At 57.2% G+C, this 14,279-nt stretch carries 12 protein-coding genes; 7 read left to right on the top strand and 5 right to left on the bottom strand.

The window, feature by feature from the left end:
• Positions 1–25 precede the first annotated feature (25 nt).
• The 3 genes from H1Y61_RS11370 to H1Y61_RS11360 form a co-directional block, all read right to left on the bottom strand.
• Positions 26–814 (bottom strand): hypothetical protein, encoded by a 789-nt coding sequence (locus tag H1Y61_RS11370; RefSeq protein ID WP_180572672.1) that lies wholly within the window; start codon positions 812–814, stop codon positions 26–28.
• A 67-nt stretch (positions 815–881) separates the two neighbouring features.
• Entirely contained in the window at positions 882–1,373 is a 492-nt protein-coding gene (locus tag H1Y61_RS11365; RefSeq protein ID WP_180572671.1) for a CinA family protein, read from the bottom strand.
• Positions 1,370–2,593 (bottom strand): bifunctional 2-C-methyl-D-erythritol 4-phosphate cytidylyltransferase/2-C-methyl-D-erythritol 2,4-cyclodiphosphate synthase, encoded by a 1,224-nt coding sequence (locus H1Y61_RS11360; protein ID WP_180572670.1) that lies wholly within the window; start codon positions 2,591–2,593, stop codon positions 1,370–1,372. The genes H1Y61_RS11365 and H1Y61_RS11360 overlap by 4 nt, the downstream gene beginning before the upstream one ends.
• A gap of 165 nt (positions 2,594–2,758) precedes the next feature.
• On the opposite strand from H1Y61_RS11360, the gene dusB reads away from it, so the two are divergent.
• The 7 genes from dusB (at position 2,759) to hflX (ending at position 12,116) form a co-directional block, all read left to right on the top strand.
• Positions 2,759–3,757 carry a tRNA dihydrouridine synthase DusB gene (gene dusB, locus H1Y61_RS11355; protein WP_174110729.1) on the top strand — a complete coding sequence of 333 codons (999 nt, stop codon included), beginning with the start codon at positions 2,759–2,761 and terminating at the stop codon, positions 3,755–3,757.
• Positions 3,754–4,899, top strand: coding sequence for a two-component system sensor histidine kinase NtrB (locus tag H1Y61_RS11350; RefSeq protein ID WP_174110730.1), 1,146 nt, complete (start codon positions 3,754–3,756; stop codon positions 4,897–4,899). Before dusB ends, H1Y61_RS11350 begins: the two co-directional genes overlap by 4 nt.
• A complete protein-coding gene (gene ntrC, locus H1Y61_RS11345) occupies positions 4,896–6,347 on the top strand; it encodes a nitrogen regulation protein NR(I) (protein WP_174110731.1) in 1,452 nt (483 codons plus the stop codon). The genes H1Y61_RS11350 and ntrC overlap by 4 nt, the downstream gene beginning before the upstream one ends.
• Before the next feature lie 207 nt (positions 6,348–6,554).
• Positions 6,555–8,834, top strand: coding sequence for a sensor histidine kinase NtrY-like (locus tag H1Y61_RS11340; RefSeq protein WP_180572669.1), 2,280 nt, complete (start codon positions 6,555–6,557; stop codon positions 8,832–8,834).
• Positions 8,824–10,188 carry a nitrogen assimilation response regulator NtrX gene (gene ntrX / locus H1Y61_RS11335; RefSeq protein ID WP_180572668.1) on the top strand — a complete coding sequence of 455 codons (1,365 nt, stop codon included), beginning with the start codon at positions 8,824–8,826 and terminating at the stop codon, positions 10,186–10,188. The genes H1Y61_RS11340 and ntrX overlap by 11 nt, the downstream gene beginning before the upstream one ends.
• A 193-nt stretch (positions 10,189–10,381) precedes the next feature.
• Entirely contained in the window at positions 10,382–10,624 is a 243-nt protein-coding gene (hfq, locus tag H1Y61_RS11330) for an RNA chaperone Hfq (protein WP_003539403.1), read from the top strand.
• A 142-nt stretch (positions 10,625–10,766) separates the two neighbouring features.
• Entirely contained in the window at positions 10,767–12,116 is a 1,350-nt protein-coding gene (gene hflX / locus H1Y61_RS11325; RefSeq protein ID WP_180574490.1) for a GTPase HflX, read from the top strand.
• Positions 12,117–12,138: 22 nt separating this feature from the next.
• Here hflX and H1Y61_RS11320 read toward each other — a convergent pair whose 3' ends face one another.
• Both H1Y61_RS11320 and mazG read right to left on the bottom strand, forming a co-directional pair.
• Positions 12,139–13,209, bottom strand: a complete 1,071-nt coding sequence (locus H1Y61_RS11320) for a hypothetical protein (RefSeq protein WP_180572667.1) — start codon at positions 13,207–13,209, stop codon at positions 12,139–12,141.
• A 210-nt stretch (positions 13,210–13,419) separates the two neighbouring features.
• The gene (gene mazG, locus H1Y61_RS11315) at positions 13,420–14,262 is read right to left on the bottom strand and encodes a nucleoside triphosphate pyrophosphohydrolase (protein ID WP_180572666.1); all 843 of its coding nucleotides are present in this window, start codon (positions 14,260–14,262) and stop codon (positions 13,420–13,422) included.
• Between the last annotated feature and the right edge of the window lie 17 nt (positions 14,263–14,279).

Genomic DNA, 14,279 nt, shown 5'->3' with positions numbered 1-14,279 from the left:
GTTTGCTGGATTTTCAGTCGCATCACTATGCGATAAGTGAGCGCCTTTCGATGTAGTGGCCATAAAGTGTCGTCAGCATCGACAGGATAATGACGGTCTGCAAATAAACGGCAATGTTTTGCCAAGCCAGTGCAATGATAAACGGAATATCCGGCATCAAGTAATTTGCAGCACTAAAAGCCAATGTTAACAGGATCATCACAACGCTTAGTCCAGCAAACACTTTGGTTTCGCCACTGGTGATTCGCCATGTTTCGAGCATGGATGTTGATTTTCCGAGTGCGGCCCCTGGCAGGAGAGTCGATAGCCGTAAAATAATTATGAATGCTGCAATAAAGATCAGTGCCAAAAGAATAAAAATCAGTGTAACTGGTTCTGTGTTTGGTGATTTGTATAACATTGAGAGGATGATAATAGGTAAAATAATCGGCAATACCAACAGAAAAGCAGGAAGAGTGACAAGAATGCCTTTTAAGAAATATGCTGATATTCGCTTGCCACGAAATTTAGGTGGAATACTCGGAATCTCATTCAGCAACACATAACGGTGCCAAGTAATGGCGACCCAAAGGCCCAGGATTAGTTTGATGAAAGCCGCGGCGTAAATCTCCAGAAGTTTTTCTCCGTGATAGGTCGATGCAATCCATTGAATCTGATGTCTGACGTCATCGACGGAAAGAAAGATGATTTCTCGCGATACAAACGCATCCAGTGCCAAACTGAGTAGCAGCGCCGGGAGAACAATGCGCAGCACCGTTTTCCAATTCCCGATCAATTGCTTTATCGAATGCTTGAAAATACGCCAGGATTTCATCGATCGTTTCCCGTTGAAATGTTGTGAAATACAACAACATTAGTATTGAGAAAAGCGTAGGACTCTTTCAGATTTCAAACAACATGCCGAGTGCCGTTCTAGCGGTCTCCAAGCGAATATTTTCCCGTCCGATATCGGTGTAACACATCTCAAGATGCTGGATTTTGCCAGTGCGCGTCATAGCTGCGAGATGAACAAGCCCTACGGGTTTTTCCAGTGATCCACCGCCCGGCCCAGCGATACCGGTCACGGCAACCGAAACGGAGGTGCCTGAACGGTAGAGGGCGCCGTGGGCCATGGCGAGCGCCGTTTGGCGCGACACGGCACCATAGGTTTCCAGCGTTAGCGATGGCACGCCCAGCATGTCCATCTTCGCCTGGTTGGAATAGGTGACGTAGCCGCGATCTACCACGGCGGATGATCCGGCGATTTCGGTCAGCAGACCGGCGATCAGCCCGCCGGTGCAGGATTCGGCGGTGGCGATGGTCAGGCCGCGTTTCGCGAACTCTTCAATGATGGTCCGGGCGGCCGTTTCCAGATCGTCAGGAAACAGGCTCATTGCGGCTTTCCCTGAAAAACCACAGTCGCTGTGGCAATGGCTGCAATACCTTCGCCCCGGCCGACAAAGCCGATTTTCTCGTTGGTCGTGGCTTTGACCGAGCAGCGGTCCAGCGCAATGCCGAGAATCTCGGAGAGTTTTTCGCGCATGATCTGGCGATGCGGGCCGATTTTCGGTGCTTCAGCGATCAGCGAAATATCGGCATTCATGATTGTGCCGCCCGCATCACGCACGATGTTTGCGGCATGTTCCAGAAAGAGCCGGGATGCGGCACCGCGCCATTGCGGGTCTGATGGCGGGAAGTGGTCGCCGATATCGCCGGCGCCGCAGGTGGCCAGCAGCGCATCGGTCAGCGCATGCAGGGCGACATCGGCATCGGAATGGCCGCTCAAGGCCTGGTCATGGGCAATGAAAATGCCGCAAAGCGTCACGCCATCGCCCGGCACCAGTTGGTGGACATCATAGCCATTGCCGGTGCGCACATCGGGCAAAGCTTTATGAGAGAGGCGGGCATCGGCCATTTCAAGATCCCGTTTCACGGTCAGTTTTACATTGTCAGGCGAGCCTTCCACCAGATGGACAGTGAGTCCAGCCCATTCGGCGATGGCGGCGTCATCGGTGAAATCCTCTCGTCCAGCGCTTGCGGCGTCTTCGTGAGCAGCCAGTATTTTAGCAAAGTGGAAGCTCTGCGGTGTTTGTGCTGCAAAAAGTCCGCTGCGCGCCACAGTACCAACGACTCGCGCACCCTCATCGCCACGTTTAAGCGTATCGGTCACCGGGATGGCGGGCAAGACGGCATCGGCACCGTCGTCAAGCCGGGTGATAATCCGTTGCAGCATTGGCTGATCGAAAAACGGTCGCACCGCGTCATGGATCAGCACGTAATCCGGCTTTTGATCCTGCAAGGCTTTCAACCCAGCCAGAACCGATTGCTGCCGGGTTTTGCCGCCGTGGGTGATGGTCAGCGAGGCATCGAGCTGCGGATAAGGGGCAAGGGCATTGGCCAGCAAGGCCTCGTCATCGGGATGAATGACGACGATCAGGGTCGCCTGCGGGAGAAGATCTGCGAAGCCTTGCAGGCTATGGACAATAACAGGCTTTCCGCCGATCCGCCGGTATTGCTTCGGTCCCTCGCTGGAGGCACCAGCGCGCTCTCCCCGGCCTGCCGCGACCAATATCACCGCTGTTGACCTTGCCCCGTCCGCTTGAATATGCACCATGTCATTCCAGTGTTTGAAACAGATTTCCGCCTGTCTATCGGTGCGGTCAAAAGTTTTCCAGCATTTGCCCGAAAAATTGTCGGTATCGCTTGGAAAGAGCTTGGCAATGATCTTTTTTATGTCTAAAAATCGGGCAAATTAGTATCTTGCCCGAAAGTTAGACATTTGCAGCAACCGGATCTCCAGACAGGGTTTAGCATTGCCTCGGTTGCCATTCGCAACCGCGTCGTGCTTGCGCCGATGTCCGGCGTCACCGACCTGCCATTTCGGCAATTGGCCTTTCGCCATGGGGCGGGGCTGGTCGTGACGGAAATGGTTGCCAGCCGCGAACTTGTGTTTAACGCGGCGGAAAGCTGGTCGCGGCTGAAGGGTGCGGGCCTCACGCCACACATGGTGCAATTGGCCGGGCGCGATCCGCATTGGATGGCGGAGGCCGCGAAAATTGCCGAGGCCAATGGCGCCGATATTATCGACATCAATATGGGCTGTCCCGCCAAGAAAGTCATCGGCGGCTATGCGGGATCGGCGCTGATGCGCGAGCCGGAGATTGCGCTGGCAATGATTGAGGCGACGGTCAAGGCCGTTTCCATACCCGTCACCGTCAAGATGCGGCTTGGCTGGGATTCCGATTCGATCAACGCGCCGGACCTGTCGCGCCGCGCGCAGGATGCCGGTGTGCAGGCAATCACTGTGCATGGTCGCACCCGTATGCAGTTTTACGAAGGCCGGGCCGATTGGGATGCGATTGCCGCTGTGCGTGATGCGATTTCCATTCCGTTGATTGCCAATGGTGATATCGACACCCTTGGCGATGCGCAGGAAATCCTGCGTAGGTCTGGTGCCGATGCGATTATGCTGGGGCGCGCCTGCCAAGGCCGGCCCTGGCATGCGGGTGTGCTGGCTGGCCACGCGCCGCCAAGCGCGGACGATATTCCAGCGATTGCCGTCGCCCATTACCGCGCGATGCTGGATCATTACGGCGCACATGTCGGCGTTCGCCATGCGCGAAAGCATGTCGGCTGGTATCTGGAGCGGCATGGGGTGCAGCTTGATCCTGCCGAAAAGACTGCGCTTATGACATCGAAAGATCCCGACCATGTCGCCGACCGCCTGTTTGCGGCGCTGGCTGGGGCGGCACCAAACCCGCTTGAGGAGGCCGCATGAGCAGTGAACCGAAACCCGGCGATAGCAACATACTGGCCATGGCCGTGCTCAACGCCATCCAGAACCCGGTGGTCATGGTCAATGGCGAGGGACATATCGTTTTTGCCAATTGGGAGGCCGAGGCGTTTTTCGGCGCCAGCGCCAGCCATCTCGCCCGCCACAAGATTTCCACCTTCATTCCGTTCGGCAGCCCGCTGCTGGAACTGATCGATCAGGTGCGGGAGCGGCGGGCACCGGTCAATGAATACCGTGTCGATCTCAGTTCCCCCCGGCTTGGCCAGGACAAGCTGGTGGATCTCTACGTTGCACCGGTCACTGTCGAGCCGGGCGCTGTCGTTGTGGTGTTTCAGGAACGCTCGATGGCCGACAAGATCGATCGTCAGCTCACCCACCGCGCCGCAGCCCGGTCCGTTACCGGCCTTGCCTCGATGCTAGCCCATGAAATCAAGAACCCGCTGTCAGGCATTCGTGGTGCTGCGCAATTGCTGGAAAGCTCCGTGCCTCCAGAGGATCGCAGCCTGACCCGGCTGATCTGCGACGAGACCGACCGGATCGTCTCGCTGGTGGATCGTATGGAGATCTTTTCCGACGAACGACCTGTGGACCGCACATCGATCAATATCCATTCGGTGCTGGACCATGTGAAGGCCATTGCCCAGGCAGGCTTTGCCCGGCATCTGAAGATCACCGAGAGCTACGATCCGTCGCTGCCGCCGGTGTTTGCCAACCGGGATCAATTGGTGCAGGTGTTTTTGAACTTGATCAAGAATGCCGCCGAGGCGGTGGGCGACCGGGCCGACGGCGAAATCCAGCTGACCACGGCCTATCGCCCCGGCATAAGGCTGTCGGTTGCCGGATCGCGGGAAAAGATCTCGCTGCCGCTGGAATTCTGCGTTGCCGATAATGGTCCGGGCGTGCCTTCCGACCTTCTGCCGCATCTGTTTGATCCGTTCATTACCACCAAGACCAACGGATCTGGCCTGGGCCTTGCCCTGGTGGCGAAGATCATCGGCGGCCATGGCGGTATTGTTGAATGCGACAGTCAGGGCAACCGGACACTATTCCGCGTGTTGATGCCGGTTTCCAAGGAAACGGTTGATGACGACGCTCCCTTTGCGAAATCCGTGGGAAGATCAAGATGACAGCCACTATCCTTGTTGCCGATGACGATGCTGCGATCCGCACCGTTTTGAACCAGGCGCTGAGCCGTGCTGGTTACGATGTGCGCATCACGTCGAATGCCGCAACCCTGTGGCGCTGGATTTCAGCCGGTGAGGGCGATCTTGTCGTCACCGACGTGGTCATGCCGGACGAAAACGCCTTCGATCTCCTGCCGCGCATCAAGAAGGCCCGGCCCGACCTGCCCGTTTTGGTGATGAGCGCTCAGAACACCTTTATGACCGCCATCCGCGCTTCGGAAAAGGGCGCCTATGACTACCTGCCCAAGCCCTTCGACCTGACCGAACTGATCGCCATCATCGGCCGGGCGCTGGCCGAGCCGAAGAAAAAGCCGGCAAGGCTTGGCGATGACATGCAGGACGGCATGCCGCTGGTTGGCCGTTCCGCCGCCATGCAGGAAATCTACCGGGTTCTGGCCCGGCTAATGCAGACCGATCTGACGCTGATGATCACTGGCGAATCCGGTACGGGCAAGGAATTGGTCGCCAAGGCGCTGCATGATTATGGCAAACGCCGTAATGGTCCCTTCGTGGCGATCAACATGGCGGCCATTCCGCGTGACCTGATCGAATCGGAACTGTTCGGCCATGAAAAGGGAGCCTTTACCGGTGCGCAGAACCGCTCAACCGGGCGTTTCGAGCAGGCCGAGGGCGGTACGCTGTTTCTGGACGAGATTGGCGATATGCCGATGGATGCCCAGACCCGGCTCCTGCGTGTTCTACAGCAGGGTGAATATACCACGGTCGGCGGGCGCACGCCGATCCGCACCGATGTGCGTATCGTTGCCGCCACCAATAAAGATCTGAAACAGTCGATCAACCAGGGCCTGTTTCGCGAAGACCTTTATTACAGGCTGAACGTCGTGCCATTGCGGCTGCCGCCGTTGCGCGACCGGGCCGAGGATATTGCCGATCTGGTGCGCCATTTCATCCAGCAGGGCGAGAAGGAAGGTCTGGATGCCAAGCGATTCGAGCAGGAAGCGCTCGAAGTGATGAAATCCTATGCCTGGCCGGGCAATGTTCGTGAGCTGGAGAACCTGGTGCGCCGGTTGATGGCGCTTTATCCACAGGATGTTATCACCCGCGAAATCATCGAGCAGGAACTGCGCTCCGACATTACCGACAGCCCACTTTCCAAAGCCGGTTCTGGCGGCGGTCACATGACTATTGCCCAGGCGGTCGAAGAGAATATGCGCACATATTTCGCTTCCTTCGGTGATAACCTTCCGCCGCCTGGCCTTTACGATCGGGTTTTGACCGAAATGGAATATCCGCTGATCCTGGCGGCCCTGACCGCCACCCGTGGAAACCAGATCAAGGCCGCCGATCTTTTGGGTTTGAACCGAAATACGCTGCGCAAGAAAATCCGCGAATTGGGTGTTTCAGTTTACAGAAGCTCTCGTAGTGCTTGACATTCGTCTGACAAGCGTTGCAATTTCGCCACAATGCGTTGCTCAATAGCAACGGTGTAGAGCTTTAACGGTAAAGCTTGGTTGCGTGTTCCTGCGCCTTCGGTCGTGGGACGCGGCTCTGTTTGCATCCTGTATCGACAAGAGGCAGCAGGGACCTAGTTTGCCGATAACGGCCTCTCATCTTTCCGTTTGCGGAGACGAGACTGGATGAAAACGCGGCGGCCTGCAGGGCAGACCGAAGAGGAAGCAGCACTGACACTGCTGCAGGAGCGCAAGTCCTCCTTTGCCTTGCCGGGCCTTATTCTGGCTGGGGGCGCGCTGGCCTGTGCCATGTTCACCCTGCCGGTCCTGCTAGGCCTCACCCCGATTGCGCCGACCTCGAATGTGCTGATCGGCTCGGTGGTCATCAATACGCTTTTCGTGCTTGGCCTGCTGTTTCTGATCGGTCGAGAAGTCAGCCGTCTCGTCAAAGCGCGGCGCCGGGGGCGGGCGGCGGCCAGGCTGCATGTGCGCATCGTCGTGCTGTTTTCGATCGTGGCGATTACGCCAGCGATCCTGGTGGCGATTTTCGCCAGTATTACCCTCAATGTCGGCCTGGATCGCTGGTTTTCGATTCGTACTCAAGGCATCATTAATTCATCGATGAATGTGGCCCAGGCCTATATGCTGGAAAATGCCAGCTATTTGCAGGGTCAGACGATTTCCATGGCGACGGATCTGGAGCGAAACCGCCCGTTGTTCTTCCTCGACCGCACCGGTTTTATCGAGTTGATGACTCGCCAGGCCAAGGGACGCGGACTGTTGGGGGCCTTTCTGGTTCGCAAGGACGGCACCCCCATCCTTCAGGCGGATATTTCGACTGAAAAGCCACTACCCGCTATTCCGCAGGATGCGTTGGACAAGGCTGCTGCCGGCCAGCCGACGCTGATCCCACCAGGTGTCACCAATCTGGTCGGCGGAATCATCAAGATGGATTCGTTGAGCGGCGCCTATCTCTACACCATTCGCGCCGTTGATCCGAAGGTCATGCGGGCCATGCGTGAGATGGAGGACAATACCGCCGAATACAAATCGATGGAGGCGGGACGCACCACGCTGCAAATCGCCTTTGCCGTCCTCTATCTCGGCTTTGCATTGATCGTGCTGCTGGCTGCCATCTGGACGGCGATTGCCGTTGCCGACCGCATCGTTCGGCCGATCCGGCTGTTGATTGGCGCTGCCGACAATGTCGCGTCAGGCAATATGAATGTTGTGGTGCCTGTCAGGGTTGCCGATGGCGATGTCGGCAGCCTGTCGCGCACCTTCAACAAGATGATTTCCCAGATCCGCACCCAGCGCGATGAAATCCTGGAGGCCAAGGACGAGGTCGATGACCGCCGCCGCTTCATTGAAGCGGTGCTGTCGGGCGTGACGGCTGCGGTGATTGGCGTCGAGGACGATGGCCGGATCACCATCGTCAATCCTTCGGCGGAACTGTTTCTGGCGCGTGGTGCCGATCAATTGCTGGGCGAGAAGCTGGAAACGGTTGCCCCGGAGATCAACACGGTGTTTGCCGAAGCTGGGCTTCGCCATCGCGGTGATTTCCGCAAGCAGATCAATCTGGTGCGCAGCGGCAAGGAGCGGACTTTGTCGGTGCAGGTGACGCGCGAGGAAACCCGCAACGCCACCGAATCCTACGTGATCACGCTGGATGACATCACGGATCTGGTCATTGCCCAGCGCTCGACTGCCTGGGCCGATGTGGCGCGCCGCATCGCCCATGAGATCAAGAACCCGCTAACCCCAATTCAGCTCTCGGCAGAGCGATTGAAGCGCCGTTTCGGCAAGCAGATCGCCAGCGAGGATCGGCAGGTTTTCGATCAGTGTACAGATACGATCGTGCGTCAGGTCGAGGATATCGGCCGGATGGTGGATGAGTTCTCGTCCTTTGCCCGGATGCCGAAGCCGACCAAGCAGCCGGCTGACCTGCGCGACGTCTTGAAGGACGCAATCTTCCTGCGGGAAATGGGCCATAGCGAGTGTGAATTCATTCGCGACGTTGGCGAGCTTCCGCTTGAAGGTTCGTTCGATGCCCGGATGCTGGCCCAGGCCTTCGGCAATCTGATCAAGAATGCGGTGGAAGCAATCGAGGCTGTTCCCTCCGATGCTGAAAAACTGCCGGGCCGGGTGTGGATCAGGGCGACAACGGACGAGGGGCGTGACGGTTTCGTGGTGGATATCATCGACAATGGCAAGGGACTGCCGGTCGATAATCGCCACCGCATTCTGGAGCCCTATATGACGATGCGGGAGAAGGGCACGGGCCTCGGCCTCGCCATCGTCAAGAAAATCATTGAAGAGCATGGCGGTCAGCTTGAATTGCATGATGCGCCGGCTGAGTTCGACGGCGGACGTGGCGCGATGATCCGCGTTGTGCTGCCGCGACAGGCCGGAGCAGCCTCTGCCGCCACTGAAGAACATGATAAGGAAGCAGCTTATGGCCTCTGACATCCTGGTGGTTGACGACGAGGAAGACATCCGCGACATCGTCTCCGGTATCTTGAGCGACGAAGGACATGAAACCCGCACGGCGCACGATGCCGACAGCGCGCTCGCGGCAATTTCCGACCGGGCGCCCCGGCTGATCTTTCTCGATATCTGGATGCATGGCAGTCGGTTGGACGGGCTGGCATTGCTGGATGAAATCAAGGCTCGGCATCCCGACCTGCCGGTGGTGATGATTTCCGGTCATGGCAATGTCGAGACGGCGGTTTCGGCCATCAAGCGCGGCGCTTTCGACTTCATCGAAAAGCCGTTCAAGGCCGACAGGTTGATCCTGATTGCCGAGCGGGCGCTGGAAAATTCCAAGCTGAAACGTGAAGTGACCGAATTGAAACGACGCACCGGCGATGCCAATGAGCTGATCGGCAGTTCGGTGGCAGTTTCGCAACTGCGCCAGACCATCGAGAAAGTCGCACCGACCAATAGCCGGATCATGATCGTCGGCCCGTCCGGCAGCGGCAAGGAGTTGGTGGCGCGGATGATCCACAAGCGCTCGGCCCGCGCCGCGGGGCCGTTCGTGACGCTGAATGCCGCGGCCATCACCCCTGACCGCATGGAAGTGGCGCTGTTCGGCACTGAAGGCGGTCCCGGCCAGTCGCGGCGCATTGGTGCGTTGGAAGAGGCGCATCGTGGTATTCTCTATCTTGATGAAGTCGGCGAAATGCCGCGCGAGACCCAGAACAAGATCCTGCGGGTGCTGGTTGACCAGCAATTCGAGCGCGTCGGTGGCAACAAGCGGGTCAAGGTCGATGTGCGGATCATTTCCTCCAGCGCCTATAATCTTGAAAGCCTGATTGCTGAAGGCCGGTTCCGTGAGGATCTGTTTCACCGTCTGGCGGTGGTGCCGGTGCGGGTTCCGCCACTGGCTGAGCGGCGCGAAGATATTCCTTTCCTCGTGGATATGCTGATGCGCCATATCGCCGAACAGGCCGGTATTCGAAAGCGCAAGATCGGCGAGGACGCGATGGCAGTGTTGCAGGCCCATGACTGGCCGGGCAATATCCGGCAATTGCGCAACAATATCGAGCGGCTGTTGATCTTGACCCAGAACGATGGGGCAGATGTGCCGATCAGCGCCGAAATGCTGCCGACGGATCTTGGCGAAATGCTGCCGAAAGTCTCCGGTCGCAGCGATTACCAGATTATGACTTTGCCGCTGCGCGAAGCCCGCGAAATGTTCGAGCGCGATTATCTGATCGCCCAGATCAACCGCTTTGGCGGCAATATTTCCCGGACGGCGGAATTTGTCGGCATGGAGCGATCGGCGCTACATCGGAAGTTGAAGTCGCTGGGTGTTTGAGCTGGCCTGGGCATTGGCTGGAAAGGGAAACCATTGCAATTCGACAATGAATTTGCTTGGGGTTTTCTCGATTGCGGAACGACTTCCGATTTGATACCAAACATGACTGATGGGCATTTGGGGAAGCCTGTCCAAAAAAATTAGAAAATTGCAACCGGCACCCCCGACCGGCAAGATAGAAAGAAGCGGCGCCATGGCGGAACGTTCTCAGAATTTGCAGGACCTATTTCTCAATACGGTTCGCAAGCAGAAGATTTCCCTCACTATTTTTCTGATCAACGGCGTGAAGCTGACCGGCGTCGTCACCTCGTTCGATAATTTCTGCGTGCTGTTGCGTCGCGATGGGCATTCCCAGCTCGTCTACAAGCACGCCATTTCGACCATCATGCCGGGCCAGCCCATGCAGATGTTCGAAAGCGAAGAAGCCGCATCATAAATTCGACAAGACTTCCTGCCGGAACAGAATGGGTTGATTTCCGTTGGACAGGCGGAACAATCCATTTTTGGCGTTTAACAACAGGACAACGGCTATAGCCAATCGAGACACCACATCCGATAGCATTATTCCCGAACAGGAAATGCACCGCGACGACATGCGCGCCGTGGTTCTTGTTCCAGTGCTGAAGCAGGCCCGTTCCAGTGAAAAGGCCTCGGCTGAGCTTGGTCCGACCACGACCCGCAGCCACGAGAGCCGATTGGAAGAGGCCATGGGCCTTGCCCGTGCCATTGATCTGACAATCGTGCAAGGCCTGATCGTTACCGTCAACCAGCCGCGTCCGGCGACCCTTATCGGCAGCGGCAAGATCGAGGAAATCAAGGCGCTGCTCGATAGCCATGATGCCGGTCTGGTCATTGTTGATCATCCATTGACGCCGGTTCAGCAGCGCAATCTGGAAAAGCAATGGAACGCCAAGGTCATCGACCGCACGGGTCTGATCCTGGAAATCTTCGGCCGCCGCGCCTCCACCAAGGAAGGCACATTGCAGGTCGATCTGGCCCATCTGAATTACCAGAAGGGTCGCCTGGTCCGTAGCTGGACCCACTTGGAGCGTCAGCGCGGTGGTGCGGGTTTCATGGGCGGTCCCGGCGAAACCCAGATCGAGGCCGACCGGCGGATGTTGCAGGATCGCATCGTGCGGCTGGAACGCGAGTTGGAGCAGGTGGTGCGAACCCGCCAACTGCACCGCGCCAAACGCCGCAAGGTGCCGCATCCGATCGTTGCCCTTGTCGGCTATACCAATGCCGGAAAATCGACACTGTTCAATCGGATTACCGGGGCAGGTGTACTGGCCGAAGATATGCTGTTTGCCACGCTGGACCCGACGCTGCGCCGCATGAAATTGCCACAGGGCCGCACCGTCATTCTCTCGGATACGGTTGGCTTTATCTCGGACCTGCCGACCCATCTGGTCGCAGCCTTTCGCGCTACGCTTGAAGAAGTGCTGGAAGCGGACTTGATCCTGCATGTGCGTGACATGGCCGACCCGGACAATGGTGCGCAGGCGGGTGATGTTATGCGGATTCTCTCCGACCTCGGCATTGATGAAAAAGAGCGTGACGAACGCATTATCGAGGTTTGGAATAAGATCGACAGGCTGGAGCCGGAAGCGCATCAGGCTATCGCGGAAAAGGCAACTGGCCGGCAAAACGTGATGGCTGTTTCGGCAGTTACGGGTGAGGGGGTTGACGCCCTGATGGCCGAGATCGCTCAGCGGCTTTCCGGTGTGGTGACGGAAACCACGGTGATTTTGCCGCCAGACAAGCTCTCCCTGATCTCCTGGGTCTATGAGAACACCATGGTGGACAGCCGGGAGGACCGAGATGATGGCTCGGTTTCACTCGATTTACGGCTTTCAGAGCAACAAGCCAGCGCGCTGGAGCGCAAGCTTGGTCTGATCCAGCCGGTTCGCAGCGAGGATTGGGACTGAACAGCGCGGATGATCGGCGGACCTATTCTCCAATCAGGTTTTTCAGATCAGCGTCCCCCGCATAACGTTCAAAAATCGTCATGGCGCGCGCTCGGATTGCTGTCGGTATGATCTTTGCCCGATATGCCAGGCTTTTATCAGCCATTGTGGTGTTGGCAGCTTTCTCATCGGTCAGTGCCTGGGCAATGACCGTCGCGTCAGCCTGATGATTACCGATGAAATCGGCAATTTTCCCGGCCAGAGAGTGCACATCTCCGAGAATATCCTTTTCATAGGAAATCCAGAGCGGCTTCACCTGTCCACTCGCCTCGCATTTCTGCCAACTGGCGACAAATTGCGCGTACCAGACGGCTTGTGCGTCTACCAACAGATCCAGGCGTTTTTCCAGGGGTAGATCCTGGTAGCAGGCGGGTAGACCATCCTCAAAAAAGCGTTCACCCATGCTGTTTTGCAGGCCTCTTGCTTGCATCAGGGCGTCATCTGTGCAGATCAGGGAAACGAAAAAATTGCGGGTGGTAACAATCGGGCTGATCCCATAGAGCGCCATTTGTCGGGCAACATAGGGTGTGCAAAGCACCGGATGCTCTGCCACATACCCGACACTGTCCAGCCCATTGCGCTGTAAGGCCAGTTCGTCCAGCTCTTTTGAGCTGAGATTGGCTCCAAACAGGGAGGCGGAATAATCCGAATATGCCATGGTGACGAGATTGGCTGAGCGCAACCCGAGCGGCCTGCGAAGAGCATGTCCGACACTGTCTGCCGATCCCGGCGTGCCAGCCACAAGCAGGTTGAGATTATTCGCTCGATGAGCGGTCAATCGCGCCTGAAGGACCGTCTCGGCAAACCGACCAAGGCAGAGTTTGAGGTTTTCTGCTCCATCGTTGTCGATATCGGGCAAGAAGAAGGGATGGACATGCGACAACGCCACCGTTGCCTCACGGAGGTCCTGCGGCGCCAGTTGAGAAAGGAACTCCGTTCCCATCCAACATGCCGTCTGCGCATCCGGGATACAGGATAGAATCTGCATGAAGTGGGCAATGTCTTCGGGCTGCGGTGATTGTCCGGGCGGCCTGGTCTTGACATGTACGTTCATGATGCGAGCTCCACAAGCGACTGGCCAGCTCAAAGGCAAGCGTTGTCGATATAATATTTATTAAAAATAATTATAACTGATAACTTGTGCGAGAGTGGAGTTCTGCGATCACGTGCGCAATCGCATCCACCGATACGATTGCGCTTTTGAGAAAATCCAAAAAGTATTTAAAATCAAAATCGTGGCTTGATGTCCGCGATTGGAATTTGGCTAGCCATCAGTTTTGCCGCCGCGTTCCAGCTGCTTTGCAGCCTGCCAAAGCTCCTCCATCCGCTCAAGGCTGGCATCTTCCAGCGATGATTTTTCGGCGGCCAAGGATTGTTCGATATGGCCGAAACGCCGTCTGAATTTCACATTCGTTCCCCGCAGGGCTTGCTCGGGATCGCTGCCGGTGTGTCGGCCAATATTGACCAGAGCGAAAATCAGATCTCCCAACTCGTCCTTTATCTTGTCTGGCTGCCCGGCTTGGAGCGCTTCACGCAGTTCAGCGATCTCTTCCTCGATCTTGTCGAGAATGGGTTCGGCCTCAGCCCAATCGAACCCGACCTTTGCAGCCTGTTCCTGAAGCTTGACGGCCTCCGTCAGGGCCGGAAATGTTCGCTGCACTGAGCCGAGATGACCGTCTTTAAACATCTCGGCCACACCACGCGCTGCGCGGCGTTCGGCTCTTTCCTGCTTTTCCTGTTTTTTAATCGCATCCCATTGCAGCTTGACGGCGTCAGGCGTATCGGCCTCTGAGCGGGCAAACACATGCGGATGACGGCGGATCATCTTGGAGGTCACAGCCTCGACCACGTCGCCGAAGGAAAACAGTCCGGCCTCCTCGGCAATCCGCGCATGAAACACCACTTGCAGCAGAAGATCGCCCAATTCTTCGCAGAGATCGTCCGGGTCGTTGCGCTCAATGGCGTCGGCCACTTCATAGGCTTCTTCCAGCGTATAAGGCTTGATCGTCTCGAAGGTCTGGACAATGTCCCAGGGGCAGCCGGTTTGCGGATCGCGAAGCGCCGCCATGATTTCGATCAGCCGGGCGATATCCTTTGAAGGCTGCATAGTTTTTCCTTATTCAA

It is taken from the genome of Agrobacterium vitis, from assembly GCF_013426735.1.
Classification (GTDB): domain Bacteria; phylum Pseudomonadota; class Alphaproteobacteria; order Rhizobiales; family Rhizobiaceae; genus Allorhizobium; species Allorhizobium vitis_D.
Note: the sequence above shows the minus strand (reverse complement) of the source record. Positions and strands in the feature narration are given on the sequence as shown.

Excerpts from the sequence above, each read along its gene's own strand:
- ntrX (WP_180572668.1), top strand. The coding sequence starts at position 8,824 with ATGGCCTCTGACATCCTGGTGGTTGACGACGAGGAAGACATCCGCGAC.
- H1Y61_RS11365 (WP_180572671.1), bottom strand. The coding sequence starts at position 1,373 with ATGAGCCTGTTTCCTGACGATCTGGAAACGGCCGCCCGGACCATCATT.
- hflX (WP_180574490.1), top strand. The coding sequence starts at position 10,767 with ATGCACCGCGACGACATGCGCGCCGTGGTTCTTGTTCCAGTGCTGAAG.
- mazG (WP_180572666.1), bottom strand. The coding sequence starts at position 14,262 with ATGCAGCCTTCAAAGGATATCGCCCGGCTGATCGAAATCATGGCGGCG.
- H1Y61_RS11350 (WP_174110730.1), top strand. The coding sequence starts at position 3,754 with ATGAGCAGTGAACCGAAACCCGGCGATAGCAACATACTGGCCATGGCC.
- hfq (WP_003539403.1), top strand. The coding sequence starts at position 10,382 with ATGGCGGAACGTTCTCAGAATTTGCAGGACCTATTTCTCAATACGGTT.
- H1Y61_RS11370 (WP_180572672.1), bottom strand. The coding sequence starts at position 814 with ATGAAATCCTGGCGTATTTTCAAGCATTCGATAAAGCAATTGATCGGG.
- H1Y61_RS11320 (WP_180572667.1), bottom strand. The coding sequence starts at position 13,209 with ATGAACGTACATGTCAAGACCAGGCCGCCCGGACAATCACCGCAGCCC.
- H1Y61_RS11340 (WP_180572669.1), top strand. The coding sequence starts at position 6,555 with ATGAAAACGCGGCGGCCTGCAGGGCAGACCGAAGAGGAAGCAGCACTG.
- H1Y61_RS11360 (WP_180572670.1), bottom strand. The coding sequence starts at position 2,593 with ATGGTGCATATTCAAGCGGACGGGGCAAGGTCAACAGCGGTGATATTG.
- ntrC (WP_174110731.1), top strand. The coding sequence starts at position 4,896 with ATGACAGCCACTATCCTTGTTGCCGATGACGATGCTGCGATCCGCACC.